This is a genomic window from Dietzia natronolimnaea (assembly GCF_002289575.1).
GTDB lineage: Bacteria > Actinomycetota > Actinomycetes > Mycobacteriales > Mycobacteriaceae > Dietzia > Dietzia natronolimnaea_A.
Map to the genome: position 1 here is coordinate 37959 of NZ_NTGA01000021.1, position 23908 is coordinate 61866.

25 protein-coding genes are annotated in these 23908 nt (G+C 70.4%); 10 read left to right on the plus strand and 15 right to left on the minus strand.

What is annotated here, in order from left to right; all coding sequences use genetic code 11:
* Positions 1-66: 66 nt before the first annotated feature.
* Together CEY15_RS12290 and CEY15_RS12295 are read right to left on the minus strand one after the other, a co-directional pair.
* Complete coding sequence (locus CEY15_RS12290) at positions 67-480, minus strand: arsenate reductase ArsC (RefSeq protein WP_095718731.1); 414 nt, start codon at positions 478-480, stop codon at positions 67-69.
* 68 nt (positions 481-548) lie between these two features.
* A complete protein-coding gene (locus CEY15_RS12295; RefSeq protein ID WP_095718683.1) occupies positions 549-1706 on the minus strand; it encodes an acyl-CoA dehydrogenase family protein in 1158 nt (385 codons plus the stop codon).
* 133 nt (positions 1707-1839) lie between these two features.
* On the opposite strand from CEY15_RS12295, the gene CEY15_RS12300 reads away from it, so the two are divergent.
* Entirely contained in the window at positions 1840-2565 is a 726-nt protein-coding gene (locus CEY15_RS12300) for a PIG-L deacetylase family protein (protein ID WP_176475104.1), read from the plus strand.
* 7 nt (positions 2566-2572) lie between these two features.
* Here CEY15_RS12300 and CEY15_RS12305 read toward each other — a convergent pair whose 3' ends face one another.
* Genes CEY15_RS12305 through CEY15_RS12315 form a run of 3 tightly spaced genes read right to left on the minus strand, consistent with a single transcriptional unit; the run spans position 2573 to position 4853 of the window.
* Positions 2573-3298: an APA family fibronectin-binding glycoprotein gene (locus CEY15_RS12305; protein WP_245847602.1), complete on the minus strand. Its 726-nt coding sequence runs from the start codon at positions 3296-3298 to the stop codon at positions 2573-2575.
* Complete coding sequence (locus tag CEY15_RS12310; RefSeq protein WP_095718686.1) at positions 3295-4017, minus strand: alpha-ketoglutarate-dependent dioxygenase AlkB family protein; 723 nt, start codon at positions 4015-4017, stop codon at positions 3295-3297. The genes CEY15_RS12305 and CEY15_RS12310 overlap by 4 nt, the downstream gene beginning before the upstream one ends.
* Complete coding sequence (locus tag CEY15_RS12315) at positions 4014-4853, minus strand: inositol monophosphatase family protein (RefSeq protein ID WP_095718687.1); 840 nt, start codon at positions 4851-4853, stop codon at positions 4014-4016. The genes CEY15_RS12310 and CEY15_RS12315 overlap by 4 nt, the downstream gene beginning before the upstream one ends.
* Positions 4854-4983: 130 nt before the next feature.
* Here CEY15_RS12315 and CEY15_RS12320 point away from each other — a divergent pair, with 130 nt between their 5' ends.
* The 5 genes from CEY15_RS12320 to CEY15_RS12340 all read left to right on the plus strand — a co-directional run bounded on the left by CEY15_RS12320 (position 4984) and on the right by CEY15_RS12340 (position 9515).
* Positions 4984-5628: an ABC transporter permease gene (locus CEY15_RS12320; RefSeq protein WP_017835741.1), complete on the plus strand. Its 645-nt coding sequence runs from the start codon at positions 4984-4986 to the stop codon at positions 5626-5628.
* Positions 5625-6836, plus strand: coding sequence for an ABC transporter ATP-binding protein (locus CEY15_RS12325; RefSeq protein ID WP_095718688.1), 1212 nt, complete (start codon positions 5625-5627; stop codon positions 6834-6836). The genes CEY15_RS12320 and CEY15_RS12325 overlap by 4 nt, the downstream gene beginning before the upstream one ends.
* Entirely contained in the window at positions 6833-7597 is a 765-nt protein-coding gene (locus tag CEY15_RS12330; RefSeq protein WP_095718689.1) for an ABC transporter permease, read from the plus strand. Before CEY15_RS12325 ends, CEY15_RS12330 begins: the two co-directional genes overlap by 4 nt.
* Positions 7594-8571: a glycine betaine ABC transporter substrate-binding protein gene (locus CEY15_RS12335; protein WP_095718690.1), complete on the plus strand. Its 978-nt coding sequence runs from the start codon at positions 7594-7596 to the stop codon at positions 8569-8571. The genes CEY15_RS12330 and CEY15_RS12335 overlap by 4 nt, the downstream gene beginning before the upstream one ends.
* A gap of 71 nt (positions 8572-8642) precedes the next feature.
* Entirely contained in the window at positions 8643-9515 is an 873-nt protein-coding gene (locus tag CEY15_RS12340; RefSeq protein WP_245847603.1) for an alpha/beta fold hydrolase, read from the plus strand.
* Between the two features lie 67 nt (positions 9516-9582).
* On the opposite strand, the gene CEY15_RS12345 is transcribed toward CEY15_RS12340, so the two are convergent.
* Both CEY15_RS12345 and CEY15_RS12350 read right to left on the minus strand, forming a co-directional pair.
* Positions 9583-9858, minus strand: coding sequence for a hypothetical protein (locus CEY15_RS12345; RefSeq protein ID WP_245847604.1), 276 nt, complete (start codon positions 9856-9858; stop codon positions 9583-9585).
* 89 nt (positions 9859-9947) lie between these two features.
* Positions 9948-10415: a hypothetical protein gene (locus tag CEY15_RS12350; protein ID WP_095718692.1), complete on the minus strand. Its 468-nt coding sequence runs from the start codon at positions 10413-10415 to the stop codon at positions 9948-9950.
* Between the two features lie 166 nt (positions 10416-10581).
* Here CEY15_RS12350 and CEY15_RS12355 point away from each other — a divergent pair, with 166 nt between their 5' ends.
* A complete protein-coding gene (locus CEY15_RS12355) occupies positions 10582-11652 on the plus strand; it encodes an FUSC family protein (protein ID WP_095718693.1) in 1071 nt (356 codons plus the stop codon).
* 138 nt (positions 11653-11790) lie between these two features.
* Here CEY15_RS12355 and CEY15_RS12360 read toward each other — a convergent pair whose 3' ends face one another.
* Positions 11791-12681 (minus strand): cation diffusion facilitator family transporter, encoded by an 891-nt coding sequence (locus CEY15_RS12360; protein ID WP_095718694.1) that lies wholly within the window; start codon positions 12679-12681, stop codon positions 11791-11793.
* A gap of 73 nt (positions 12682-12754) precedes the next feature.
* Between CEY15_RS12360 and CEY15_RS12365 the strand changes: the two genes are divergently transcribed.
* Genes CEY15_RS12365 through CEY15_RS12375 form a run of 3 tightly spaced genes read left to right on the plus strand, consistent with a single transcriptional unit; the run spans position 12755 to position 15245 of the window.
* Complete coding sequence (locus CEY15_RS12365; RefSeq protein WP_031264989.1) at positions 12755-13189, plus strand: NfeD family protein; 435 nt, start codon at positions 12755-12757, stop codon at positions 13187-13189.
* Between the two features lie 51 nt (positions 13190-13240).
* Positions 13241-14545 (plus strand): SPFH domain-containing protein, encoded by a 1305-nt coding sequence (locus CEY15_RS12370; RefSeq protein ID WP_017837439.1) that lies wholly within the window; start codon positions 13241-13243, stop codon positions 14543-14545.
* A 55-nt stretch (positions 14546-14600) separates the two neighbouring features.
* Positions 14601-15245, plus strand: coding sequence for a TetR/AcrR family transcriptional regulator (locus CEY15_RS12375; RefSeq protein ID WP_095718695.1), 645 nt, complete (start codon positions 14601-14603; stop codon positions 15243-15245).
* A 9-nt stretch (positions 15246-15254) separates the two neighbouring features.
* On the opposite strand, the gene CEY15_RS12380 is transcribed toward CEY15_RS12375, so the two are convergent.
* From CEY15_RS12380 to CEY15_RS12410, 7 genes are all read right to left on the minus strand, one after another.
* Positions 15255-16640: a TIGR01777 family oxidoreductase gene (locus tag CEY15_RS12380; protein ID WP_095718696.1), complete on the minus strand. Its 1386-nt coding sequence runs from the start codon at positions 16638-16640 to the stop codon at positions 15255-15257.
* Positions 16641-16651: 11 nt separating this feature from the next.
* Complete coding sequence (locus CEY15_RS12385; protein WP_095718697.1) at positions 16652-17350, minus strand: lipocalin family protein; 699 nt, start codon at positions 17348-17350, stop codon at positions 16652-16654.
* Complete coding sequence (locus CEY15_RS12390; RefSeq protein WP_245847605.1) at positions 17347-19611, minus strand: MMPL family transporter; 2265 nt, start codon at positions 19609-19611, stop codon at positions 17347-17349. The genes CEY15_RS12385 and CEY15_RS12390 overlap by 4 nt, the downstream gene beginning before the upstream one ends.
* Positions 19612-19625: 14 nt before the next feature.
* The gene (locus tag CEY15_RS12395) at positions 19626-20435 is read right to left on the minus strand and encodes an alpha/beta fold hydrolase (protein ID WP_095718699.1); all 810 of its coding nucleotides are present in this window, start codon (positions 20433-20435) and stop codon (positions 19626-19628) included.
* Positions 20436-20515: 80 nt separating this feature from the next.
* Positions 20516-21262 (minus strand): histidine phosphatase family protein, encoded by a 747-nt coding sequence (locus CEY15_RS12400; RefSeq protein ID WP_095718700.1) that lies wholly within the window; start codon positions 21260-21262, stop codon positions 20516-20518.
* A 16-nt stretch (positions 21263-21278) separates the two neighbouring features.
* Positions 21279-22577 carry a phosphotransferase family protein gene (locus CEY15_RS12405; protein WP_095718701.1) on the minus strand — a complete coding sequence of 433 codons (1299 nt, stop codon included), beginning with the start codon at positions 22575-22577 and terminating at the stop codon, positions 21279-21281.
* Complete coding sequence (locus CEY15_RS12410) at positions 22574-23857, minus strand: acyl-CoA dehydrogenase family protein (protein WP_095718702.1); 1284 nt, start codon at positions 23855-23857, stop codon at positions 22574-22576. Before CEY15_RS12410 ends, CEY15_RS12405 begins: the two co-directional genes overlap by 4 nt.
* Between the last annotated feature and the right edge of the window lie 51 nt (positions 23858-23908).

The window sequence follows — 23908 nt, forward strand, 5'->3', positions numbered from 1 at the left end:
GATCAGACCGCGCCTGACCAGGCCGCGCCTGAGTAGACGCCGGTTCACGGAGTTGTCGCTCGGACGCTAGTGGACCAACTGCACCCCGAGGTCGGCGAGCAGACCCTCCACGAGGCGCTTGATCTCGTCCCTGATCGGCCTGACCGCGTCGACACCCTGACCTGCGGGGTCGTCGAGGGCCCAGTCCAGGTAGCGCTTGCCCGGGAAGACCGGGCAGACGTCTCCGCAGCCCATGGTGATGCACACGTCACTCGACCGCACCGCCTCGGCGGTGAGCACCTTTGGCGTGGCCGCCGAGATGTCGATGCCGTCCTCGGCCATCGCCTCGGCGACGGCCGGGTTGATCGAATCCGCGGGTGCCGACCCGGCCGAGCGGACCTCTACCGCCCCACCGGACAGATGCGCGGTGTAGGCCGCGGCCATCTGCGAGCGGCCCGCGTTGTGGACGCAGACGAAGAGGACGGAAGGACGATCGGTCACGGTGACTCCCCTGGCAGAAAGTATCGACGACCATCGATAGTAGACGATCGACGTCCACGCGCGGCGGGTCACAGCGCCCGGCCGATGACCTCCTTCATGATCTCGTTGGTGCCGCCGTAGATCCGCATGACCCGGGCGGCGGCGAACTTCTGCGCGATCGGGTACTCCATCATGTAGCCGTAGCCCCCGAACAGTTGCAAGCAGCGGTCCACCACGTCGTCGAGCATGTCGGTGGCCTGGAGCTTGGCCATCGACGCGGTCACGGCGTCCAGCTCCCCGGCGATCTCGCGGGAGATGCAGTGGTCGATGAAGGTGCGGGAGGCCATGACGGAGGTCTTGCACACCGCCAGTTCGAACCGCGTGTTCTGCAGATCCAGGATGGGCTTGCCGAACGCCTGCCGCTCGCGGACGTACCCGAGGGTCTCCACCACGGCGGCCTCGGCCATGGCGAGCGCGTCCACGGCGATCGCCAGGCGCTCGCGCGGGAGCTGGTTCATCAGCTGGTAGAAGCCCTGACCCTCCTCACCGCCGAGCAGGTTGGCGGCGGGCACGCGCATGTCGTTGAAGAACAGCTCGGCGGTGTCCGCGCCGTGGCGGCCCATCTTCTCCAGCACGCGTCCACGCTCGAACCCGGGGGTCGAGGCCTCCACGGCGAACAGCGCCATGCCCTTGTGTCCGGCGTCGAGGTCGGTCTTGGCCACCACCACCACGAAGTCGGCGGAGCCGCCGTTGGAGATGAAGGTCTTGGAGCCGTTGATGACGTAGGTGTCACCGTCCCGCCTGGCGGTGGTGCGCACGCCCTGGAGGTCGGAGCCCGCGCCGGGCTCGGTCATGGCGATGGCCGAGATCCACTCACCGGAGCACATCTTCGGCAGCCACTGCCGCTTCTGCTCGTCGGTGGCGTAGTTGGCGATGTAGTGCGGGGTGATGGTGGAGCCCACGCCCATCCCGAAGGCGGTGTCGCCGGAGTAGACGAGCTCCTCGGTGACCAGGTACTCCATCCCCGGGTCTCCGCCCTGGCCGCCGAACTCCTCCGGAACGTCGAGGCAGATGAGCCCGGCTTCGCCTGTGCGGAGCCAGGTCTCGCGGTCCACGTGCTTCTGCGCGGCCCACTTCTCCTGGTTGGGTGTCATCTCCTTGGCGAAGAAGGCGCGGGCGTGATCACGGAGCAACCGGTGGTCGTCGGTCTCCCAGGAGGGGCGATAGTCGGGGAAGAGTGCGGACATGGCAAGGCCTCCGGGGCGAGATGACGGCGGGTTCAGCAGGGGATACGACGAGGACGAGGTGCGCGGTCGAGCATACGACGACGGTCTGACGCGACCACTCGCGCGCCGACGCACCCGGGGCCATACTCGGGGCATGACCCCTTCCCCGGATCCCGTGGCGCCCGAGCCGTTCCCCACCAACTGGACCCGCTGCCTGGTCCTGGTGGCGCACCCCGACGACCCCGAGTACGGGATGTCCGCGGCGGTGGCCCGCTGGACGGCCGAGGGCCGGAGCGTCGCCTACGTGCTGGCCTCCAGCGGTGAGGCCGGCATCGAGGGGATGCCGCCTGAGGTCGCGGGCCCGGTCCGGGAGGAGGAGCAGCGGCGCTCCTCGGCGATCGTCGGTGTCGACCGGGTGGAGTTCCTGGGCTTCCCCGACAGCAGGATCGTCAACGACGCGGAGCTCCGCGACGCCGTTGCCGACTCCATCCGCCGGCACCGCCCCGACGTCGTGGTCTCCCTGTTCTCCGGGGACGAGTTCGCTCCGGGGCAGCCCAACCAGAGTGATCACATGGAATTCGGGGAGGCCGTGGGGGCCGCGTACGACGACCTGGTCGCGGCCGTGGGGGTCGATGCCGCAGAGGGGCGGCCGCAGATGTGGTTCGAGTCCTCGCCGGAGATGACGCACTACGTCGACGTGAGCGGGTTCGTCGAACTCGCCGTGGACGCGCTCGCCGAGCATTCCGAGTACCTCTCGGTACTCGACCCGGCCACGCCCGTGCGGGATCAGGCCCGCGCGCAGGTGGAGCAGGTGTGCGCGCCGCGGGACGGACTGTCCGACGGGAACCCGGTGGTGGGCTTCCGGCGGATGCGGCCCTGAGCCGGGGTCAGGCGGGCTCACCCGACCGCGCTCGTGGGGTGTCGGCCGCCTCGGTGGGCCGCAGTCGCTCGACGATCTCGTCCGCCCACTCGGCGTGAGGTGAGTGCAGGGTGCCGTCACCCGGGAGACCGATGTACGTGAGCCAGTAGCGCTGCGCACCCTCCCCGACGACCGCCGTGTACACGAGCGCGCCCTCGGGGCCGATGAACTCCTGCTCGGCGAGGGGGAGCACGCGAAACGACACGGACCAGCCGTCGCCGACGCCGGTGGCGATCTCCTGCGCCCGCTCCTCGACCGGCTGCCCCGGGACCGGCAGGAAGAACTGTCCGATTCCACCGGCCAGGGTGATCGCCGCCCGCCGGTTGTCCGGATCGCGCGGCTCGACCAGGTCCTCGGTGAGCGCGCCCGTCAGCACGATCCCGTCCGAGCGGTCGGTCTCCCCGTCCCCCGCTTCCCTGTCGGGGGTCAGCGCGGTGGTGCCGAAGATCAGATGCTCGCCCGACTCGGCCTGCCAGCCCTCGGGGACACGGACGGCGAGCCCGGTGTAGGGGTCAACGTGATCCGAGCCCGCGGCCACCTGGATCTTCGGGGACAGGGTGCGGACCCCCGGTGCATACGTCGCAGCCGAGACGAGCACGGTCACTACCGCGGCGGCCACCGCCAGGACGGCGACCAGCGCCACGAGGAGAAGTGACCGTCTCCGGCCGGTGGAGCGGGGGTTCCCTGAGTTCATCCGCCCAGCGTAGGCGGGCGGCGCGCGCGCGGCGCGGCCGGGCGGGACTCCCGCGGCGTGGGCGGGCGGGTCTCCCGCAGCGTGATGTTGACCCGCCCGGGCCCGGCCCCCAGCACGTCCCGGCACCAGGCCGGTGCGGTCCCGTCGAAGACCCTGGGCACCCCGTGGAACGCCATCCTCGACGGGCCACCGAACACCACGAGGTCCCCGGACTCCAACCGCACGTCGGTATACGGTCTGCCGCGGTGTTCCGGGGTACCGAAGCGGAAGGTGCAGGCGTCACCGAGGCTCAGCGAGACCACCGGTGCGGAGCTGGCCTCGTCGCGATCCTGGTGCAGACCCATGGTGGCACCACGACCGTAGAGGTTCACCAGCGCGGCGTCGGGGGTGTACGCCGACCCCACCAGCGACGCGTCCACGGCGGCCGCCGCGTCGAGCCCCGCCCGCGCCGCCCGGACCAGCCAGTCCGGGAGCGGCGGGACCACCTCGTCGTCGTCGTACCGGTACGGCGTCCAGAGCCGCCCCAGGCAGAGCGTCCGCACCGACATCCTCCCCCCGCCTGGCAGCACGATCGACCGCGGCGGCCGCGCGGACGCCCAGTCCACGCAAGCCCGGAGCAGGAACTCCTGCTGCGCGCGGTCCATCCAGTCCGGAACATGGACGGCGCCGGGGGCGAGGATCGCCGGAGGACGGTCGATCCCGAAGAGGGCGTCGGTCACCGCGGATCCGCGCCGAGCACTTCCCACGCCTGCTCCGCCAGGGCCGGCGTCGCGGCGGCCACGACGGTCCCGCCGTCCAGTGGCTGTCGCCCGTCGGGTCCGGTGATCACACCGCCCGCCGCCTCGACGATCGGGATGAGCGCGATGATGTCGTAGGGATTCAGGTCCGACTCGACCACGAGGTCCACCCGGCCCGCGGCGAGCATGCAGTAGGCGTAGCAGTCCCCGCCGAAACGTTGCAGGCGGACCCGCGAGGCGAGGTCGTCGTAGCGCCGTCGCAACCCGCCGTCGTCTCCGAACATCGACGGGTGCGTGGTGTACATGATCGCCTCGGACAGCTCGTCGCACCCGGAGACATGGAGGTCGAAGGCCTCCGGACCGTCCGACCGGCGACGCACGGTGGACCGGCCGTGGACCGCGGAGAAGGTCTCCCCCAACACCGGCTGGTCCATCCACCCCGCCACCGCGCGGCCGTTCTCCACCACCCCGACCAGCGTGCCCCACCCGGCCATGCCCGTCATGAAGGCCTTGGTGCCGTCGATCGGGTCGAGGTACCAGGTGCGCGAGGCGTCGGAGGGGCCGGACTCGCCGTTCTCCTCGCCCACCACCCGGTCCCCCGGCGCCATCGACGAGATCCCGGCACGCAGCAACGCCTCGATGTCGCGGTCGGCCTCGGTCACCGGGTCGTACCCCCGGGCGCCGCCCTTGTCCTCGGGGACCAGATCCTGGAGCTCGCCGTGGAAATGTCGGCGGGCGATCCTGCCGGTGGCGGCGAGCAACTCGTCGAGATGCTCGATCAGGTCGGGGTCCAGTGGTCGGTCGGGCCTGGCAGTCATGGCCCCATGGTGCATCACGGGCACCGGTCGCACACCCGTTCGCGACGCGGCATACTCGATCCCACCCCTCTACGGCTACCCGTCCGGATAGCGTGAGCAGACCGAACCGCACGGACGGAGCCGAGAGACGTTGAACGACCTCGTGGATTTCCTCTCCACCCGCAGGCTCCAGCTCGCCACGGACTCGTGGCAGCACGTCAGCGCGACCGTGCAGGCGGTCCTGCTCGCCACGCTGCTGTCGGTGGCGGTCGGTGTGGCGGTGTACCGAAGCAGGGCCGGTTCGGCCGTGGCCACCGGCCTGGCCGCCACCGCCCTGACCGTGCCCTCGTTCGCCCTGCTGGGGCTGCTCATCCCCATCCTGGGCCTGGGTGTCCTACCCACCATGACCGCGCTGGTCATCTACGCGGTGCTGCCGATCCTGCGCAACACCATCGTCGGGCTCGACGCCGTCCCCGCCGCGACGGTCGATGCCGCGCGCGGGGTGGGGATGAGCCGGATCGGCGTCCTGGGCCGGATCGAGATCCCCCTGGCGTGGCCGTCGATCCTCGCCGGGATCCGCATCTCCACCCAGATGTCCATGGGCATCCTCGCCATCGCCGCCTACGCCAAGGGACCCGGGCTGGGCAACCTCATCTTCGCCGGGCTCTCCCGGGTGGGGACGCCCACCGCACTGCCCATGGCGCTCACGGCGACCGTTCTCATCGTCGTCCTCGCGCTCGTCCTCGACGCGCTCCTCGTCCTGCTCGGGCGCCTGACCATCAGGGGGAACCAGTGACCACACCCGCCGCGCACGAGACCGACGCCGTGTCCGGGGTGCCCATCACCCTGGACGACGTCACCAAGATCTACCCCGGCCAGGAGCGGCCGGCGGTCGACCACGTCTCGCTCGAGCTCCCCGCCGGGCGCACCACCGTGTTCGTGGGGCCGTCCGGCTGCGGCAAGACCACCACGATGCGGATGATCAACCGCCTCATCGAGCCGTCCTCGGGCACCATCACGATCGACGGCCAGGACAACCGGACCCTCGACGCCGACACGCTCCGACGCCACATCGGCTACGCGATCCAGGCATCCGGTCTGTTCCCGCACATGACGGTGGCCCAGAACGTGGGGACCGTGCCCCGGCTTCTCAAGTGGAGGAAGTCGCGCATCTCGGACCGCGTGGACCAGATGTTGGAACTGGTGGGCCTGGACCCGGCCGACTACCGCGACCGCTACCCCGCACAGCTCTCCGGTGGTCAGCAACAGCGGGTCGGGGTGGCACGGGCGCTGGCCGCGGACCCGCCGGTGCTGCTCATGGACGAGCCGTTCGGGGCGGTGGACCCCATCACCCGCGCCTCGCTCCAGGACGAACTCATCCGCCTGCAGGAGGAACTGCACAAGACCATCGTCTTTGTGACCCACGACTTCAACGAGGCCGTCCGGCTCGGTGACCGGATCGCCGTGCTCGGTCCCGGTTCCTCGGTCCTCCAGTTCGACACCCCCGAAGCGATCCTGGCCAACCCTGCAGACGAGACCGTGGCCGGGTTCATCGGCGACGACGCCGCGCTCAAGACCCTCACCCTCCGGCGGGTGGGGGACGTGGACCTGGGCAGGGCGACGACGGCGAGGGAGTCGGAGGCCCCGGCCGATTTCGCCGCCCGCGTCCGCGGGGCCGACGACGAGTGGGCGGTGGTCCTGGACGACTCCGGGCGCCCCCTGCGCTGGGTCCGCGGCGACCTGGTGGCCGGGATGCCGGACCTGCGGTCGGGTGGTCAGCCGGTGACGGGCACCGTGACGGTCGACTCGACTCTCCAGGAAGCGCTCGACGGGCTGCTCTCGACCGCCAGCGCGACCACCGTGGTGGTGGACAGGTCAGGCGCGTACCGGGGGACGATCGGGATCGACGACCTGGTGGCGGAGCTCCGGCGCATCCACCACCACCACAACGATCCTGGCTCCTCGGAGCCCACCGGCCCCGCGGACACCGTGGAGCGCTCGTGAGCGCCGCGGCGACCGCCTCCCGTGCCGCGTCCCGCGCGGATTCGGCGCGGTTGGTGGTGCAGCCGATCGTCATCACCCTAGCCGCGGTGGGCGTGCTGTGGTGGGCCTTCGGGACCGAGCTCGACGAGACCCAGCGGGCCTCGCTCAACGCCTCGTCCATCACCCAACGCACACTGGAGCACGTCCAGATCACCTTCACCGTGGCCGCCATCGTCGTCGCGGTGGGGGTGCCGCTGGGAATCCTGCTGACCCGCCGCCGGATGGGCTTCCTCGCGCCCGTCGCCATCGGGATCGCCAACATCGGCCAGGCGGCACCGGCGATCGGGCTGATCGTGCTGCTCTTCCTGGCCACCAACCGCACCGGCTTCTGGATCGGTGTCCTGCCCGTGGCCGTCTACTCGCTGCTCCCGGTGCTGCGCAACACGATCGTGGGGATCCGGAACGTGGACCCCGCTCTGATCGACGCGGCGCGGGGGCAGGGCATGACCTCGCGCCGGGTCCTGCGCACCGTCGAGCTTCCGCTCGCGGTCCCGTTCATCCTGGCCGGGCTCCGCACCACGCTGGTCCTGGCGGTCGGCACCGCCACGTTGAGCTTCCTGGTGGACGCAGGCGGTCTGGGGATCTTCATCGACACCGGTTACCGACTCCAGGACACCGCCACCATCGTGGTGGGCTCCGTCCTGGCGGTGTGCCTGGCCCTGCTCGTCGACTGGCTCGGCGGGGTGGGCGAGGTCCTGTTCAACCCGAGGGGGCTGCGATGACGGCGGTAAAGCGCCTGCTGGCCACGTGTCTGGCCACTGTGCTCGTGGCGACCGGGTGCGGTCTCAGCGACGGCGGATCCGTGCCGCTGCCCGTGGGCCCGGGCCCGGACGGCACCGTCCCCGCGCTCGAGGGGGTGCGCGTGACGGTCGGCGGCAAAGACTTCACCGAAGGCGTGATCAGCAGCTATCTGGTCGAGTTCCTCCTGGCGGCCGCCGGGATGGAGGTCTCCGACATGTCCTCGCTGGCCGGGTCCAACAGTTTCCGGCAGGCCCTGGTCACCGGCCAGGTCGACATCGGGATGGAGTACACGGGCACCGCGTGGATGAGCTATCTCGGCAACTCCGAACCGATCCGCGACCCCGAAGGGCAGTGGGTGGCCGTCCGGGACGCCGACCTCGAGGCCCACGACATCCGATGGCTGCCCCCGACCACCGTCGACAACACCTACTCGTTCGCCCTGAGCCGGGCCACCGCGCAGGAGACCGGCGCCCGCACGCTCTCCGACTACGCCCGGCTCGTGCAGACTGATCCGGAGTCGGCTGTGACCTGCATGGAGACCGAGTTCTCCGTCCGTCGTGACGGCTGGCCGGGCCTGGCCGACGCCTACGGTTTCGACGCCGCCACGGTCCCCGTGCCCATCATGCAGCCCGGGATCATCTACCAGGCCACCGCCACCGGCCGGGAATGCCGGTTCGGCGAGGTCTACACCACCGACGGCCGGATCAAGGGTCTCGACCTGGTGGTCCTGGAGGATGACCGGCGCTTCTTCCCCGTCTACAACCTCGCCACCGTCGTCCGGGGCGAGTTCCTGGATGCGCACCCGGAGATCGAGGAGGTCCTCGCTCCGCTCGTCGATGTCCTCGACAACGAGGTGATGGTCGAGATGAACATGCGGGTGGACGTCGACGGCGACGACCCGGCGCTGGTCGCGAGGGATTTCCTGGTGGAGCAGGGGCTCGTCTCCGTGGACTGACCCTGTACGGCGCGGGGCACCCGGCGGCGACGTGGCGGACAATCGGGGTGAGGTACCCGAGGAGGAGACTCATGACCAGGATTCCGCTGATGTCGCTCCCGAGGTCGGCCGCGCGCCTTCCGCGGATGGCGCCGGACATGGGGCGGCTCCCTGTGGGGAGGATCGTCACCCTCACCGACGACGTCACCACCAGGCTCTACGACACCGGAGAGGACCACCTCACCCCGGTGGTGTTGCTGCACGGGATGGCCGCGACCGGGATGCTCAACTGGTACCAGACCTTCCAGCGCCTGCAGGGCGAGTACCGGCTCATCACCTACGACCAGCGACGCCACGGCATGGGCGACGGCGGCCGGTTCGACTTCCAGTCGCTGAGTGAGGATGTGCTCCGGGTGGCCGACCACCTGGACCTCGACATGCCCGTCATCGGCGGATACTCGATGGGCGGCATCGTCGCCCAGCTCGCGGCCCGGCGGGACCCCTCCCGGCTGGGCGGGCTGGTGTTGGCCGCCACCGGTACGGGCGCCCAGCGCAATGGGCTGGAGAAGATCACCCTCGGCTCGTTGACCCGCGGTGCCCCCGCCCTCAACGCCGTCCCCCTCGAGGTGGCCAGGGAGATCGACGACGAGGTACCCGGTGCCTACACCTGGGCGATACGCGAACTGGCCTCCGTGCCCCTCGCGACCCACCGGACCGTGATCGCGGAGGTGGCCCGGTTCAACTCCACGTCGTGGCTCCACGAACTGGACCTCCCGGTCGCGATCATCAAGACCATGCGCGACATCGCCTTCCCCCGGTGGATCCAGGACGAGATGGCCGATCTCCTGCCGCACAGCGCGGTGTTCCCGCTCAGCGCCGGTCATGCGGCCTGCGCGACGCACCCCGGACGGTTCGCCCGCCGGGTGCGCACGGCGCTCGGCTGGGTGGTGTCCAACAGGCACTGAGTTCGAACGGTGATCGGCATGCGGATAGTGATCGGCACGCGAACCGTGTTGGGCCCCGTCGGACGGGCTACAGCGCCGAGTACCGCACCGCGGTGACGACGAATACGACGATCGCGATCCCGCCGAGGACGACCCCCGTCAGACCCCGGCGCGGGTCCGGGTCCTCGTTGGTGAGCCAGCCCGTGGGCCACCGGGCGAGCAAGCCGAACGCCACCGCCATCAACGCGGCGAGAAACGCGACGATGTTGAGGATGGGGACCCAGGACAGCGCCAGGGAACCGACGCCCAGGACCAGCGACCGGGTGCCCAGATCCATGCTCCCGGACGGCTTCTTCCTCGGCATCCTTCTCAATTCCTTACTTTGCCGGTCGGATCCGGAGCGGGCGCGCAGCGGCATGGGGCAAGCCTAACCGTGCCGGCCCGGACAGCGCCTCAGCTCAGGAACTGCCCGTTCACGAAGCCCGCCAGGAGTACCGCGAACCCGCCCATCTCACCCACTATCAGTGCCACCATGCCGACGTGCGTCGCAGGCGAGGCACCGTCGAACTGGTTGGTCGTGTCCCGCAGGGCACCGTGCACGATGTAGCTGGCGATCGCCACGACGAAGAAGAACACCAGGACCCCGGCCGCGGCGAGGTTGACCCCGGTCGGCCAACTACTCAGCTCCACGAACACGGCGATGAGCAGCGTCGCGAAGGAGTACAGCAGGGCCGCCCGGTGCGCTATGTCGACGTACGGGTGCGCGAGGTGGTCGGCGCTCGTCGCCATCTGCCGGTACTTCCACACCCCCAGCCCCAGGGCCAACAGGAAGATCAGTCCGGCGGCGAGAAGTGTGATCCGGGTGTCGAGACCGAGTGCGAGCGTCACCGACGACGTGGTGGGGGAACTGAGCGGGTTCATGGGTCCTTCCGAGCGACACCGGACCATACGGCACTGTCCGAGTGCTTAGACACTAGGCGTACCGTCACCGAGGCCAGAATCCGGGACGTTCGCCCTGAACACGCGGTCGGCGGTGCACGACGACCTGGATTGTGGCCGCGACCGGCCAACCCCCACAATTCCCTGTATGCGACGACTTCGTGAACTGGTGGGGCGGCCCGACGTCACGACCGACCTCATTCAGATCATCAAGAGCGTGGTGGCCGCCACCGCCGCATGGTGGCTCTCCGCCCACGTCCTCAACTCGCCTCTGCCGTTCCTGGCGCCCTGGACCGCGCTGCTCACCGTGCACGCCACTGTCCACCGGTCGCTGTCCCGCGGAGTACAGACGACGGTGGCGTCCGCGATCGGTGTCGGGATGTCCTTCCTCATCGGCTTCTACCTGGGCGTCAGTGTGTGGACCTTCGCGCTGGCGATGTTCGTGGGTCTGGCCGGGGCCCGGATCACGTGGATCAGGGACGAGGGGGTCGCGATCGCCACCACGGCGGTGTTCGTGCTCTCCAGCGGGTTCTCCGATCAGCAGCCCCTCCTGCTGGACCGCATCATCGAGGTCGCCGTCGGGGTGGGGATCGGGGTACTGGTCAATCTGCTGATCATCCCCCCGGTGCGCGATCAGCAGGCGTCCAATCACGTCGACAGCATCGACCGCCGGATCGGCGACATCCTCGTTGACATGGCCGATGAGTTCTCCACCTCATGGGAGACCGATGCCGCCGACGCGTGGCGTCGCGAGATCGAGTCGGTGTCCGATGAACTCGAGACGGCATGGGGGACTGTCAACTTCGCCCGCGAGAGCCGACGCTCGAACCCCCGTCTGATCCGGCGACGCCTCGGTGGCGCACGTCAGGTCAGCGACGGCGTCGACTACACGGAGGTGCTGCGCCGCGTCGATGAGGCCGTCTCGCACATGAGGCACCTGATCCGGACCCTCCACGAGGCCACCTACGCCGAGGGTCCGTGGGACGAGCGCTTCCGTACCGAGTGGGCCTCCATCGCGCGGGACGCCGGCCGGGCGATCGCCGATCCCGACGCCGAGATGGACTCCATCCACGACAGGCTGATCGGGTTGACGCACTCCATGTCCGAGGACGGCCGACTGCCCCGGGACTCCTGGCCGGTCTACGGTTCGCTGCTCACCAGCATGCTCCACATCGCCCTGCTCATCGATGACGTGGCCTCGCAGTGGAGCGTGCGATAACCCGCCTAGTGATCGCGCCGGCCTGCCTGGCGCCGCAGGGCGTCCAGTCTGGCGACCCTCCCGGCGCCGGCGAGTTGCCGATACCAACCCGGGCGAGCAGTGGATCGGAGTCGTCGAACATGATGGGGTGCCCCACGGCTACAACCTCACGTCGTTGTAGGCACGCTCGTCCTCTATCGGCTCGAGGTGGGTGGTGATGTGGGAGTGCGGAAGCGCGGCGTGGATCTCCTGCTCGACCGTCTCGACGAGGTCGTGGCCCTGATCCACACTCCAGTCACCGGGTACGAGCGCGTGGAACTCGACGAACCTCCACCTGCCGGATTCGCGTGTCCGCAGCTCGTGGAAGTCGACCCGGCCGGGCTGTCGATGCCTGTCCAGCACCTCCTGGATCGCCTGGTTGTCCTCGTCGGGAAGTGTCGCGTCCATCAGCCCCATGCCGGATTCGTGGACCAGCTTGTACCCGATGAACAGGATGTTGAGCCCCACCGCGATCGCGACGATCGGATCGAGGAACCCCCATCCGGTGATCCACACCAGCGCCACGCCGATCACCACACCGACCGAGGTCACGACGTCGGTCATCAGGTGCTTGCCGTCAGCCTTCAGGGTGGGTGACCGATGCCGTATCCCTGCCCGGATCAACAGGGTGCCCACGACGCCGTTGACCACCGCGGCCACGACCGAGATCGCGAGACCCAACCCGAGTGACTCGATCGGAACCGGGTTGATGAGCCGCTCGACGCCCGTGTAGAGGATGAACGTCGAGGCGACGAAGATCATCGCGCCCTCGACCCCGGCGGAGAAGTACTCGGCCTTGGAGTGGCCGTACTGGTGGTCATCGTCTGCCGGCCGCTCCGCGACGGTGATGGCGATCAGCGCCACCACCGAGGCCACCAGGTTGACCACCGACTCGGCGGCGTCCGAGAGCAGGCCGACCGACCCGGTCACCCACCAGGCCGCCATCTTCAGCGCGATGGTGACGATCGACGTGGCCACCGACAACCACGCGAACTTCTTGAGAGTCGACACGTCGATTCAGCGTAGTCCGCCCACGAGTCGTGGTCCCACCTGCGGAACGGCGGATGTCGGTAGGGTCGTAGGCATGCATGGAGGACTTGTCTGGCTCGCAGTAGCGGTGTTGCTCGCCGCCGGTGAGGCGGCGGGGGGCGAACTCTTCCTCATCATGCTCGCCGGAGGCGCGCTCGGTGGCGCGGCAGCGGCCGCGCTCGGCGCCCCGCTGTGGGGACAGGCCCTGGCGTTCGCACTCGTCTCGATCATCCTCGTCGCGGGTGTCCGCCCCGTCGTCCGCCGCCGCATGCTGGCCGCGCTCCCCGAGCACGACACCAATACCGCTGCGCTGACCGGACGCGACGGCACCGTGGTCGAGTCGATCGGGCCGTCCGGCGGCCTGGTGGAGATCGCCGGTGATACGTGGACGGCGCGCCCGCTCATCGAAGGCGAGACGTTCGACGCCGGGGACAAGGTCCTCGTGCATGAGATCGACGGAGCCACGGCGATCGTCGTGCGTGGAATCTAGAGCACGCGGGTCAGACACACAGCCGACAGCACGACACAATTGGAGGGAACCATGGAAGGCTTGATCTTCCTCGCCGTCATCGTCATCCTGATCGCCTCGGTGGTGGTGAGTTCCGTGAAGCTCATCCCGCAGGCGGAGGCCGCGGTCATCGAGCGGCTCGGGCGATATCAGCGGACCGCGAGCGGTCAGCTCACGCTGATCATCCCGTTCATCGACCGCGTGCGCGCCAAGGTGGACCTGCGCGAGCGGGTCGTGACCTTCCCGCCCCAGTCGATGATCACCGAGGACAACCTGACGCTGAGCATCGACACTGTCGTCTACTTCCAGGTCACCGACCCGAAGTCGGCGGTCTACGAGATCAACAACTACATCATCGCCGTGGAGCAGCTCGCCACCACCACCCTGCGCAACGTCGTGGGCGGCCTGACCCTCGAGCAGACCCTGACCAGCCGCGACATGATCAACAAGCAGCTGCGCGGGGTGTTGGACTCGGAGACCGGCCGGTGGGGCCTGCGGGTGGCCCGGGTCGAGCTGCGGTCGATCGATCCGCCGCCCTCCATCCAGGACTCGATGGAGAAGCAGATGCGTGCGGACCGCGAGAAGCGCGCGACCATCCTCACCGCCGAGGGCCAGCGCGAAGCCGCGATCACCACCGCGCAGGGCGCCAAGCAGGCCGCCATCCTCGACGCCGAGGGCAACAAGCAGGCCGCGATCCTGTCCGCCGAGGCCGACCGCCAGTCGCGGATGCTGCGTGCCCAGGGTGAGCGGGCTGCCCGGTACCTCGTGGCCGAGGGTCAGGCCGCGGCCATCGCCCGCGTCAACGCGGCGGTCAAGGCCTCGAAGCCCACCCCCGAGATGCTCGCCTACCAGTACGTGCAGAACCTGCCGGAGATGGCCAAGGGCGATGCCGCGACGATGTGGATGATCCCGTCGCAGTTCGGCGATTCGCTGGAGAACTTCGCCAAGGCCGTGGCCAAGAAGGACGACGACGGCGTGTTCCGCTACGAGCCCGCCGACGTGGACACGGATGCGGATCTGCCGTCCGCGCCCGACGAGTGGTTCGACACGTCCACCGACCCGGAGATCGCCCGCTCCGTGGCCGCCGCGGAGGCCGCCGCCAAGGGGACGACCTCGGTCATGGACGAGGAGCCGCGCAAGGCCAAGCCCAAGCCCGGCGTGTTCGACATGGTGCCGGAGTCCGAGGGCGGGGCTGCTCCCGACGACACGCCCGCCCTGTCCGGCCCGCAGGGGGCGCAGCCGGGTCAGCCCACCGGCATCGACCCCGCCGCGGGGCTCGACACCGATCTGCACCAGGGCGGATACCCGATCGACGAGACCGGTCGCGACCGTCCCTGAACGGATCCGGCCGGGTTCCGGGCGCCGCCACGACCACTGGAAGTAACATGCCCATGTGGCACGTAACAGTGGACGCGGTGGCGCCCAGCCACCCGATGACGAGGACATCCGCCTGATCGAGGCGGCGGCCTCGGTCATCGCGGAGCGTGGCATCAAGGGCGCGAGCACCGACGACATCGCCCGGGCGGCCGGGGTCACGAGGGTGACCCTGTATCGCCGGCTCGGTCCACGCGAACAGATCCTGCGTGCCCTGTACGCCCATGAGGCGCAGCGCCTGATGATGTCGGTCATCGCACGGTTCACCCCGTTCGAGTCCCTCGAGTGGGACCCCGTCAGACACGTCGAGGACCTTCTCGTCGGCACCGTCTTCGACATCCGGAGAAGCGAGATCCTCCAGCGCATCGTCGAGGTGGACAAACTCGAGGCCATGGCGATGCTCGCCGGACAATCCGACTCGGTCCTCGATGCCATCACCGAGATCGTCGCCGAGTTCATCCGGAGCACCTGGAACGCCGATGTCCACACCCGCCCGATGGACGCGGACGAGTTCGACACCCTGTCCCGTGAGGTCGGGAGCGTCGTCGGTCGCTTCCTCCACTCCATCGCGGTGATGCCGGACGGACCGCCGGTCCTCGAGACCGAGGAGGAGATCCGGGAGCTGGCGCGGCGGGTCCTGGTCCCGATGATCCTGCAGCGCTGAGGGCCTGCGTCAGAGCGAGGTGGGCACCTTCTCCCCGCCCAGTTCATGGGCCAGCGCGGCCCCGAGGGCGGGATAGCGGAACGAGTGGTCGAGATGGCGCAGCACCACCGGGTCGACCCTCTGGTCCGCCAGCGCGAGCTCGTCCGACCCGCGACTGCCCAGCAGCAGGCCGGGCGCGAACCCGGGGACCGGCACCACGGTGGGACGGCGCAGCACCGACCCCAGGACACGGGTGAACTGCGCATTGGTGACCGGCTGCGGTGCCACGGCGTTGAAGGTTCCGACCAGTGCAGGGTCGACGACGGCACGGAGGTAGATGTCGGTGAGGTCGTCGAGCGCGATCCAGGACATCCACTGCCGCCCCGAACCCAATCGCCCGCCGAGGCCCGTCCGGGTGATGGCGGCCAGAGGAGGCAGCAGGCCGCCCGCGCCGGACAGGACGAGGCCGGTGCGGATGGTGACCACGCGGGCGTGGGATCGGCGGGCGGGCTCGCAGGCCGCCTCCCACTCGGCCACGATCTCTGCCAGGGGCCCGGAACCCGGACCGGTCTCCTCGGTGAGGGTCCGGTCACCGCAGTCGGCGCCGTAGTAGCCGATGGCGGAGGAGGACACCATCGCCGTGGCACCGTCCCGCGCGGCGACGAGCTCGGCGAGTCTGCGGGTAGGACCGATCCGGCTGTCGCGGACCGCGGCCAGGTGCCGGTCGGTGAACCGGCCCGCGATGGACGCACCGGCCAGGTGGACCAGCACGTCCACGCCGTCGAGGAGTGTCGGATCCGGGTCATCGGTGTCCCACCGGCGTTCGTCGGCCCCGCTCGCCGCGCCCCTGACGAGCCTGATCACCCGGTGACCGGCGACGCCGAGAAAGGCGCACAGGGCGGTGCCCACCAGGCCCGACGCGCCGGTGACCGCGACGGTCAGGGTCCGCGGTCCGCCCGCTTGGGAGAAGCGCCGGACCCGGTCGAGGTCGAGGGCCATCTGGCGGTATCGGTAGGCGAAGACCGGGGAGAGCAGGGGGCCCGGCACGCGGGCGTCGACCCGGTCGCCCAGCACGCTGGTGCCGTCCGGGCCAGGGGTGACGGTGTGCTCGTGGACCCATCCGGTCAGTCCCGCGTAGGGCTGGGAGACGCAGCGGTCCACGAACCGCTCGCCCTCGACGTACCCCGCAGGGTCGTGCCGGGCGATCCAGCGCGGGCCGAACCGCACCCCGAGGGGCCCGGGAAGAGCGGACCTCGGCTCGAGCACCGCCTCGCCGTCCCGCAGGGAATCGGCCTGGCTCACCGGGCGCAGCGGCATGAACGGCGGGGAGAGCCGGAGGAAGGCTCCCGGAGAGGCGAAGTAATCCCACGCCTCGTCCGCCCCGGCCCGGATCGTGCAGCGGAGATCGGTACTCATGGGACCCGCTCTCAGGGCAGCAGGCACAGCGGGGTGACGTCGCCCCGCCCGCCGGCCATGGGAACGGTCAGGAACGCACACGACCACCAACCACGCGCGTCGACGACGTCACGCACGGTGGACCACTGCGCCGCGTCGAGAGCGGGTCCGCGGCTCAGCACGAACCCGGAGGACCGGCTCGGGTCGCCGACGATCGCCAGCGAGTAATCGTCCGCGAGGTAGGTGATCCGGTAGTTGACCGGCCCGTTCTCGTCCTGGAACGGCACCTGCGGGAAGTTCACGCGCAGGGAGGCGTTGGTGGCGGTGTCGCGGATCGTCGCCTCGCCCTCGATCACCGAATCGGAGCTGAGGGCCGATCCGCAGGAGTTGCGCACCGAGAGGGTGTCGGGGGAGATCCGTGCGTACTCGGCGGTGGTGTCGTTGGTGCACTGCAGCGTGTACGGCTGCGGGATCGCGGCGACCTGGTACCACGTGCCCACGAACCTGTCGGGGTCGACGTATCCGACCTGCTGCAGCTCGGGGCCGCCGATCGACCCGACCGCACTACCCTCGGGCAGCTGTAGTTGCGAGGAGCCCCCTCCGAGGCGGCCCCCGTCGGTGAGGTCCTGGGCCCCGGCGACGGGGGCGGCCCCGAGACCGGCGGCCATGAGCGGGACCACGGCGAGGGCGGTGGCGAGGAGGCGGAACCGGGAACGGCGCGAGGTGGTCATGGGTGGAACTCCTTCGTGTCGGCGGTGCTGGCTGGAGCGGAGTCGTCTGCGACGGAGGTGGCGGAGCCGTCCGAGCCGTCGGGGTCGGCCTCTCCGGCGGGCGTGACACCGCGCCGGGGATCGCCCGGCCACCAGACCCGCTCCCCCACCAGGGTGAACAGAGCCGGCACCACGAGGGTCCTCACGACGAAGGTGTCCAGCAGGACGCCGAGGGCCACGATCACACCCACCTGGGTGAGCACGATGAGCGGCAGCACGCCCAAGACCACGAAGACCGAGGCCAGGACTATTCCGGCGGAGGTGATCACGCCGCCGGTGAGGGCCACGGCCCGGACCATGGCCTCGCGAGTGGAGTGCGTGGCCGCCTCCTCCCGGGCCCGGATGACGAGGAAGACCGAGTAGTCCACACCGAGGGCCACCAGGAACAGGAAGCTGTACAGCGGGACCGACACGTCCAGCCCGGGGAAACCGAGGATCTGGGTGGTGACGAAGGTTCCGAGGCCGAGTGCCGCGAGCGACGACAGCACCGTCGCGCCCAACAGGAGCAACGGGGCGATCAGCGCCCGCAACGCCAGCGTCAGGACGACGAACACCACCAAGAGGATGAGTGGCGCGATCAGCGCGAGGTCGCGCAGGTTGCCGTCGGAGGTGTCGACGGCCTCGGCCACCGGACCACCGACGATCGCCTCGGACCCCGGCACCTCGTCGACCGCGGAGCGCAAGGCCACCACACTGTCCTCGGACCGGTCGGTCGCCGGGGCGGCGTCCAGGGTCACGGTGATGCGGCTCCACCCGGTATCCGATTCCCCGGCCGGAACCGCGGACACGACACCCTCGACCCCCTGCACGGCCTCAAGGACATCCGCTTCGGTGCCGGTCCGGGTGAGAACGGTGACAGGATCGGTGACGCCGGCCGGGAAGTGCTCTGCGGCCGTCTCCAGGCCGGCCACCGCCTCGGACGGCGTGCGGAACTGCTCGGTCTGACTCAGGCCGATCCGGGTGCCCAGCAGCCCGAACGCGAGGATGACCAGGATCAACACGCACGAGATGAGGACCCGCGCCGGGCGGGTGACCACTCCGGAGGCGATGCGGCCCCAGACACCGGACGGCACGTCCTCGCGGAAGCCCTCGGGGGTCGTCGGGACGGTCAGACGCCGGCGCGCGCTGGAGTCCGCGGTCACGCGCCCGGTGTCGCGCCCCGGCCGGGGGACGAAGGGCCAGAACAGGCCACGGCCGCACACGGCCAGGGCGGCCGGGAGCGCCACGAGGGCGTACGCCAGGGCGACGAGCAGACCGACGGCCGCCGAGAGGCCGAGCGAACGGTAGTTGGGCAGGGTCGCCAGCAACAGCGTGAGCAGGGCCAGGACCACGGTGATGTTGCTGGCGACGATCGCGGGGACCGCCCCGCGGTACGCATCGCCCAACGCTTGGCGACGGTTCTCGGTCCTCCGCAGCTCCTCGCGGTACCTGGAGACCAACAGCAACGCGTAGTTGGTGCCCGCTCCGAACACCAGGACGGAGACGATGCCGGAGGTGGACCCGTCGACGGTCACGCCGAGTGCCTCGCCGACCGTCGATACCAACAGGGAGGCGACCCGGTCGGCGACCGCGATCACGACGAGCGGAACGAGCCAGAGGACCGGTGAGCGGTAGGTGATGATCAGGAGCACCGCGACGACGGTCGCGGTCGCGGCCAGCAGCCGGAAGTCCGCGCCCTCGAAGGCGGCGGCGGTGTCGGCCGCGAAGGCGGGCCCGCCGGTTAGCTGTGCCTCCAGGCCGGGATCCAGGCCCTCGGCGACCGCGGCACGCATGTCGCGGACCAGCTCACTGCCCTGCTCGTTGGAGATCGACTCGACGTCGACCGGCACCACGACCAGCGCGGCGGCCCCGTCCTCGGACGGGATCGGCCCCTGGGGCGCGGCGCCGACGACCTCCGCCATCCGCTCACCCGCTCCCACCGCGGCCGCGGTCCCCTCCGGACCGAGCACACCGCCGTCCTGCCTGGTGACCACCAGCACGGCCGGCACCGAGCCGGCGTCGGGGAACTCCTGCTGGACCTGGGAGACGAGGGCGGCCTCGGAGGTGTCCGGCAACGTCTGGGGAGCCTCGGACGCGCCCTCGGAGGACGCGAGCGCGAAGACGGCGCCGGAGACGAGCAGGACGGCCGCGAGGATCATCCAGGCTGTGAGCCTGCCCGTCAGGACCCGCACCCAGCCTCCGGTGGGCGCGGGCGTCTCCCCCACCGTGCTCCGAACCCGCATCGTCTCCCTCGCCCTCACGCGTTGTATTCGGAGAGGAACGCCTCAAGGATGGCGTTGACCTCGTCCGGCCGTTCCATCGTCGGCGAATGCCCCGCACCGGGGATCTCGTGGAACCTCGTGTCGGCGATGAGATCGGCTATCCGGCGCGACTTGTCGGGCGGCGTGGCGGCGTCCTCCGCACCCACCACGACCAGCGTCGGGGCGATGATCCGGATGGCCTCGTCCTCACACGGGTCACGGTCTGCCACCGAGTTGATGGCCCGGACCAGGCCGGCGCGGTCGGTGCGTTCGAGCATCGCCATCCACTCGTCGACCCACGGGGCCGAAAGGTTGCGGTCCGCGAGCATGATCGGGGCCACCCGTGACCGCAGGGGTCTGATGCCCGCGAGTCGGTACACCGTGGACAGTGTCTTGTACTTGCTGCGGTTGGCCGGCTCCTCCGCGGTGGCCGCGGAATCGAGGAGCGTGAGCGAGTGGACTACCTCGGGGTTGCGGGCAGCGAGCCGCATCCCCACGAAGCCGCCCATGGACAGGCCGACGAAGTTCACCACGGGGATCTGCAGGTGCCGGAGGAGCTCGGAGACGTCCACGGTCAGCGTGTCCATGTCGTAGCCGCCGAGCGCGCGGGGCGAGTCACCCTGCCCGCGGAAGTCGATGCTCACGCACCGGTACCTGTCGCGCAGGTGAGCGATCTGGTGCTGGAACATCCACCCAGAGAAGAGGAGACCGTGGGCGAAGAACACCACGGGTGCGTCCTCCCGTCCGGCGGGGACGCCGGTGTCGGTATAGGCGATGGTCGTGTGACCGCGCTGGAATGTGGGCATCGTGGCTCTCCTGACAGTGGGACGGCCACCGGGTCCGGCCGCCACAGACGTACGTTACGGCGGCTGGCGCCGCCTTTTCGTCACCTCAGGGTGATCAGACCCCGCGGGTCCTCCGGCCCGGCGGCCCGCTCCAGGTGCTGGTGCTCGTTGACCGCGATGCAGGTCATCCCGCCGCGACCCACCACGACGCGGGCCACCCCCGTGTTGACGGTCACGCGTTGCAGGCGAGTCCACAACCCCACGACGCCCTCCGGGTCGGCCAACAGGCCCGCGACCGCCAGCGAGATCGTCCCCGCTGAGCTCACCACCACCGTCGTGCGCCCGGACCCGGACCGCGTCGCCGCGTCCGCGATCGCCGCGTTCGCGGCCGCCCGGTAGGTCTCGAACGCCTCGAGCCCGGCCCAGTGCCCGAGCGCGGCGTCGAGCTGACGTTGGAACGCCTGCTTGGCCTCGTCCGAGGAGCCCGCCGAATCGAGGGTGCCGCGACCGGCACTCACCCCGGCGGCCCGGGCCGCGGTGAGCACCTCGTCGGCGTCGTACTCGGCCCAGCGGTCGTCGGACTCGACCGGGCAGTCCCACCCGGCGCCCGCTCGCGGGCCGTAGCACGGGTCCTCCTGCAGCGCGGCTCGCAGGCCTCTCACCAGTCCCTGCGCGGTCTCGCGTTGACGCCGGAGCCCACCGTGGATGACCACGTCGGGCCGCAGCCCGCGGGCCGCCATGTCCCGGCCGGTGAGCTCAGCCTGGAGGTGGCCGGTCTCGGAGAGCCGGTCGTAGTCACCGCTTCCGAAGGAGGCCTGGCCGTGCCGGACCAGATGGATGGCCCCCATCAGAGACCACTGCCCTTCACGTGCGCTTCCCCGCCCCCGGCAGACCGCCGAGGATCTCGCCGATCTTCTGGCGTGTGTCGTGCACCCCGCCCTTGAGCAACGGCACCACGACTCTGGGGACGGCGAGCGCCTCCGGTATCACGTCGCGCGGGCCCAGTCGGGCGGGCGTGAGTCGCCCCTCCCCGGTCCGGATGATGCGAAGGCAACGCTGCTCGAGGAATCCGACCGCGGGTCGGAACGCGCGGAACGCCGGGTTCGTCGTCTGCCCGTGGAAGTAGCGGTGGTTGATCTGCTGCGCGATCACCGCCAGGCGGAACAGACCGAAGACCTCGTAGAACCGCCAGTCGTCCCGGCTGATCTCCAGCCCCGACCTCTCGGCGTAGCGCTCCACGACCTCCCAGCGGGTCAACATCCCGCGCGTGTGGGTCGGTTGGCGGCGGAAGGCCTTGAACACCGGGCCGTCCCCGTCCTCGACCCAGTAGGCCAGGGCTCCACCCAGGTCCATGAGCGGGTCGCCGACGGTGGCCATCTCCCAGTCCAGGACGCCGATGACGCGGGTGAGGTCTCCGGGATCGAGGACCAGGTTGTCGAAGCGGAAATCGTTGTGGACCAGGCAGTGGCCCACGTCCTCGGGTTGGTTGGCGGACAGCCACTTCATCACCGGGGTGAAATCGGGCACGTCGGGGGTCCGCGCGCGGCGGTAACGGGCCGACCAGCCCTCGACCTGCCTGCGCACGTATCCCTCGCCGCGGTCGAGGTCGTCCAGGCCGGCGGCACGGACGTCGACGGCGTGCAGATCCACCAGGGCGTCGACCGCGCGCTCGGACAGTCGCCGGATGGTGGCCCTGTCCGCGCGGAGCTCCCGGGGAATGTCCTTGCGGAGGATCGTGCCCTCGAGGCGCTCCATCACGTAGAAATCGGACCCGATCACCGATTGGTCGCCGCAGAACCCCACCATCCGCGGGACCAGCGGGTACACCGGGCGGAGCGCCGTCTGGACGCGGTATTCGCGCTTCATGTCGTGGGCACCACGGGCCTTGGTGCCGGGCGGCGGGCGGCGCAGCACCAGGTCCACTCCGGGATAGCGCAGCACGTAGGTGAGGTTCGACGCGCCTCCGGAGAACTGGCTGACCTCGGGGAGGACCGGCTCGTCGTCGTCACCCAGATCCACCCCCGCCAGGACCGTCGGGTCCTCCGGGGTGACGGAACGCAACCACGCCGCGACCGCCTCCACGTCGAACACGTCCTCGTCCCGGACCGCGCCCGCGCCGGGGATCCGGCGGCTCAGCGGGGCCGCCCCGTGCGGCCGGCTCATCGGCTCTTCTCTGCTTCTGTAGCGGATGCGGCCGCGTCGCGATACGGCGCGAGCATCGCCCGGGCGACCACACCCAGGTGGACCTCGTCGGGGCCGTCGGCCAGTCTCAGCGAGCGTGCGGTCGCGTACGCGCCGGCGAGCGGGAAATCGTCACTCATCCCGCCGCCGCCGTGGAGTTGGAGCGACATGTCGATCACCTTCTGGGCCATCTTCGGCACGGCGGCCTTGATGGCGCTGACCTCCACGGCCGCCTGCCCCTCGGTGTCGAGCTTCCAGGCCGCGTGCTGGACCAGCAGGCGGGCCTGGTCGATGGCGATCCGGGCCTCGGCGAGCCGCTCCCGGTTCCCGCCGAGGTTGACGACGGGTTTGCCGAAGGCCACGCGGCCCGAGGCGCGGCGGCAGGCCAGGTCGAGCGCCATCTCCGACAGCCCGATGAGCCGCATGCAGTGGTGGACGCGTCCGGGTCCGAGCCGGCCCTGGGCGATCTCGGCGGCCTTGCCCGGACCGGCGATGATGTTCTCCACGGGCAGACGCACGCCGTCGAGGGAGACCTCACCGTGGCCGAGCGGCTCGTCGTAGACGCCCTGCGCGGTGAGCATGCGCTCGACGCGCACCCCGGGGGCGTCCATGGGCACCAGGACCATCGAGTGCCGCAGGTACCGGTGGGCGTCCGGATCCGAGACCCCCATGAAGATGCCGACCCGGCAGTCCGGGTGGCCGACCCCGGTGGACCACCACTTGCGGCCGTCCAGCACCACCTCGTCGCCCTCGACCCGCGCGGTGGCCGCCATGTTGGAGGCGTCGGAGGAGGCCACCTCCGGCTCGGTCATGAGGAAGGCGCTGCGGATCGTCCCGTCCAGGAGCGGGTCGAGCCAGCGGTCCTTCTGCTCCTGCGAGCCGTACTTGAGCAGCACCTCCATGTTGCCGGTGTCCGGGGCGTTGCAGTTGAACACCAGGGGCGCGATGAACGACCTCCCCATCTCCTCGGCGACGGGCGCGTAGTCGGAGTTGGTCAGGCCGGCCCCCCCGTGGGTGCCGTACCGCTCCGCGTAGGGGCCCTCGTGGCCGGCGGGCAGGAAGAGGTTCCACAGTCCCTCCTCGCGCGCCCTGGCCTGCAGCTCGGTGATCCGGGGATCGACCGCCCACGGATCCTCGCCGGCCAGCCGCCGGCGGGCGATGTCGGCGTGGATTCCCGGCTCGAGCGGAGCGATCTGCGTGTCGATGAACCCGCGCACCGCCGCGGTGAGCTCGGCAGCACGGGGCGAGGGAGAGAAGTCCATGGTGTGCATCGTGGCACACCCGGGTGAACGGGCCCGTCCCACGGCGGCGGC

Excerpts from the sequence above, each read along its gene's own strand:
- CEY15_RS12355 (WP_095718693.1), top strand. The coding sequence starts at position 10,582 with ATGCGACGACTTCGTGAACTGGTGGGGCGGCCCGACGTCACGACCGAC.
- CEY15_RS12340 (WP_245847603.1), top strand. The coding sequence starts at position 8,643 with ATGACCAGGATTCCGCTGATGTCGCTCCCGAGGTCGGCCGCGCGCCTT.
- CEY15_RS12345 (WP_245847604.1), bottom strand. The coding sequence starts at position 9,858 with ATGCCGAGGAAGAAGCCGTCCGGGAGCATGGATCTGGGCACCCGGTCG.
- CEY15_RS12305 (WP_245847602.1), bottom strand. The coding sequence starts at position 3,298 with ATGAACTCAGGGAACCCCCGCTCCACCGGCCGGAGACGGTCACTTCTC.
- CEY15_RS12395 (WP_095718699.1), bottom strand. The coding sequence starts at position 20,435 with ATGCCCACATTCCAGCGCGGTCACACGACCATCGCCTATACCGACACC.
- CEY15_RS12410 (WP_095718702.1), bottom strand. The coding sequence starts at position 23,857 with ATGGACTTCTCTCCCTCGCCCCGTGCTGCCGAGCTCACCGCGGCGGTG.
- CEY15_RS12335 (WP_095718690.1), top strand. The coding sequence starts at position 7,594 with ATGACGGCGGTAAAGCGCCTGCTGGCCACGTGTCTGGCCACTGTGCTC.
- CEY15_RS12405 (WP_095718701.1), bottom strand. The coding sequence starts at position 22,577 with ATGAGCCGGCCGCACGGGGCGGCCCCGCTGAGCCGCCGGATCCCCGGC.
- CEY15_RS12390 (WP_245847605.1), bottom strand. The coding sequence starts at position 19,611 with ATGCGGGTTCGGAGCACGGTGGGGGAGACGCCCGCGCCCACCGGAGGC.
- CEY15_RS12295 (WP_095718683.1), bottom strand. The coding sequence starts at position 1,706 with ATGTCCGCACTCTTCCCCGACTATCGCCCCTCCTGGGAGACCGACGAC.
- CEY15_RS12400 (WP_095718700.1), bottom strand. The coding sequence starts at position 21,262 with ATGGGGGCCATCCATCTGGTCCGGCACGGCCAGGCCTCCTTCGGAAGC.
- CEY15_RS12300 (WP_176475104.1), top strand. The coding sequence starts at position 1,840 with ATGACCCCTTCCCCGGATCCCGTGGCGCCCGAGCCGTTCCCCACCAAC.
- CEY15_RS12370 (WP_017837439.1), top strand. The coding sequence starts at position 13,241 with ATGGAAGGCTTGATCTTCCTCGCCGTCATCGTCATCCTGATCGCCTCG.
- CEY15_RS12315 (WP_095718687.1), bottom strand. The coding sequence starts at position 4,853 with ATGACTGCCAGGCCCGACCGACCACTGGACCCCGACCTGATCGAGCAT.
- CEY15_RS12365 (WP_031264989.1), top strand. The coding sequence starts at position 12,755 with ATGCATGGAGGACTTGTCTGGCTCGCAGTAGCGGTGTTGCTCGCCGCC.
- CEY15_RS12385 (WP_095718697.1), bottom strand. The coding sequence starts at position 17,350 with ATGACCACCTCGCGCCGTTCCCGGTTCCGCCTCCTCGCCACCGCCCTC.
- CEY15_RS12380 (WP_095718696.1), bottom strand. The coding sequence starts at position 16,640 with ATGAGTACCGATCTCCGCTGCACGATCCGGGCCGGGGCGGACGAGGCG.
- CEY15_RS12350 (WP_095718692.1), bottom strand. The coding sequence starts at position 10,415 with ATGAACCCGCTCAGTTCCCCCACCACGTCGTCGGTGACGCTCGCACTC.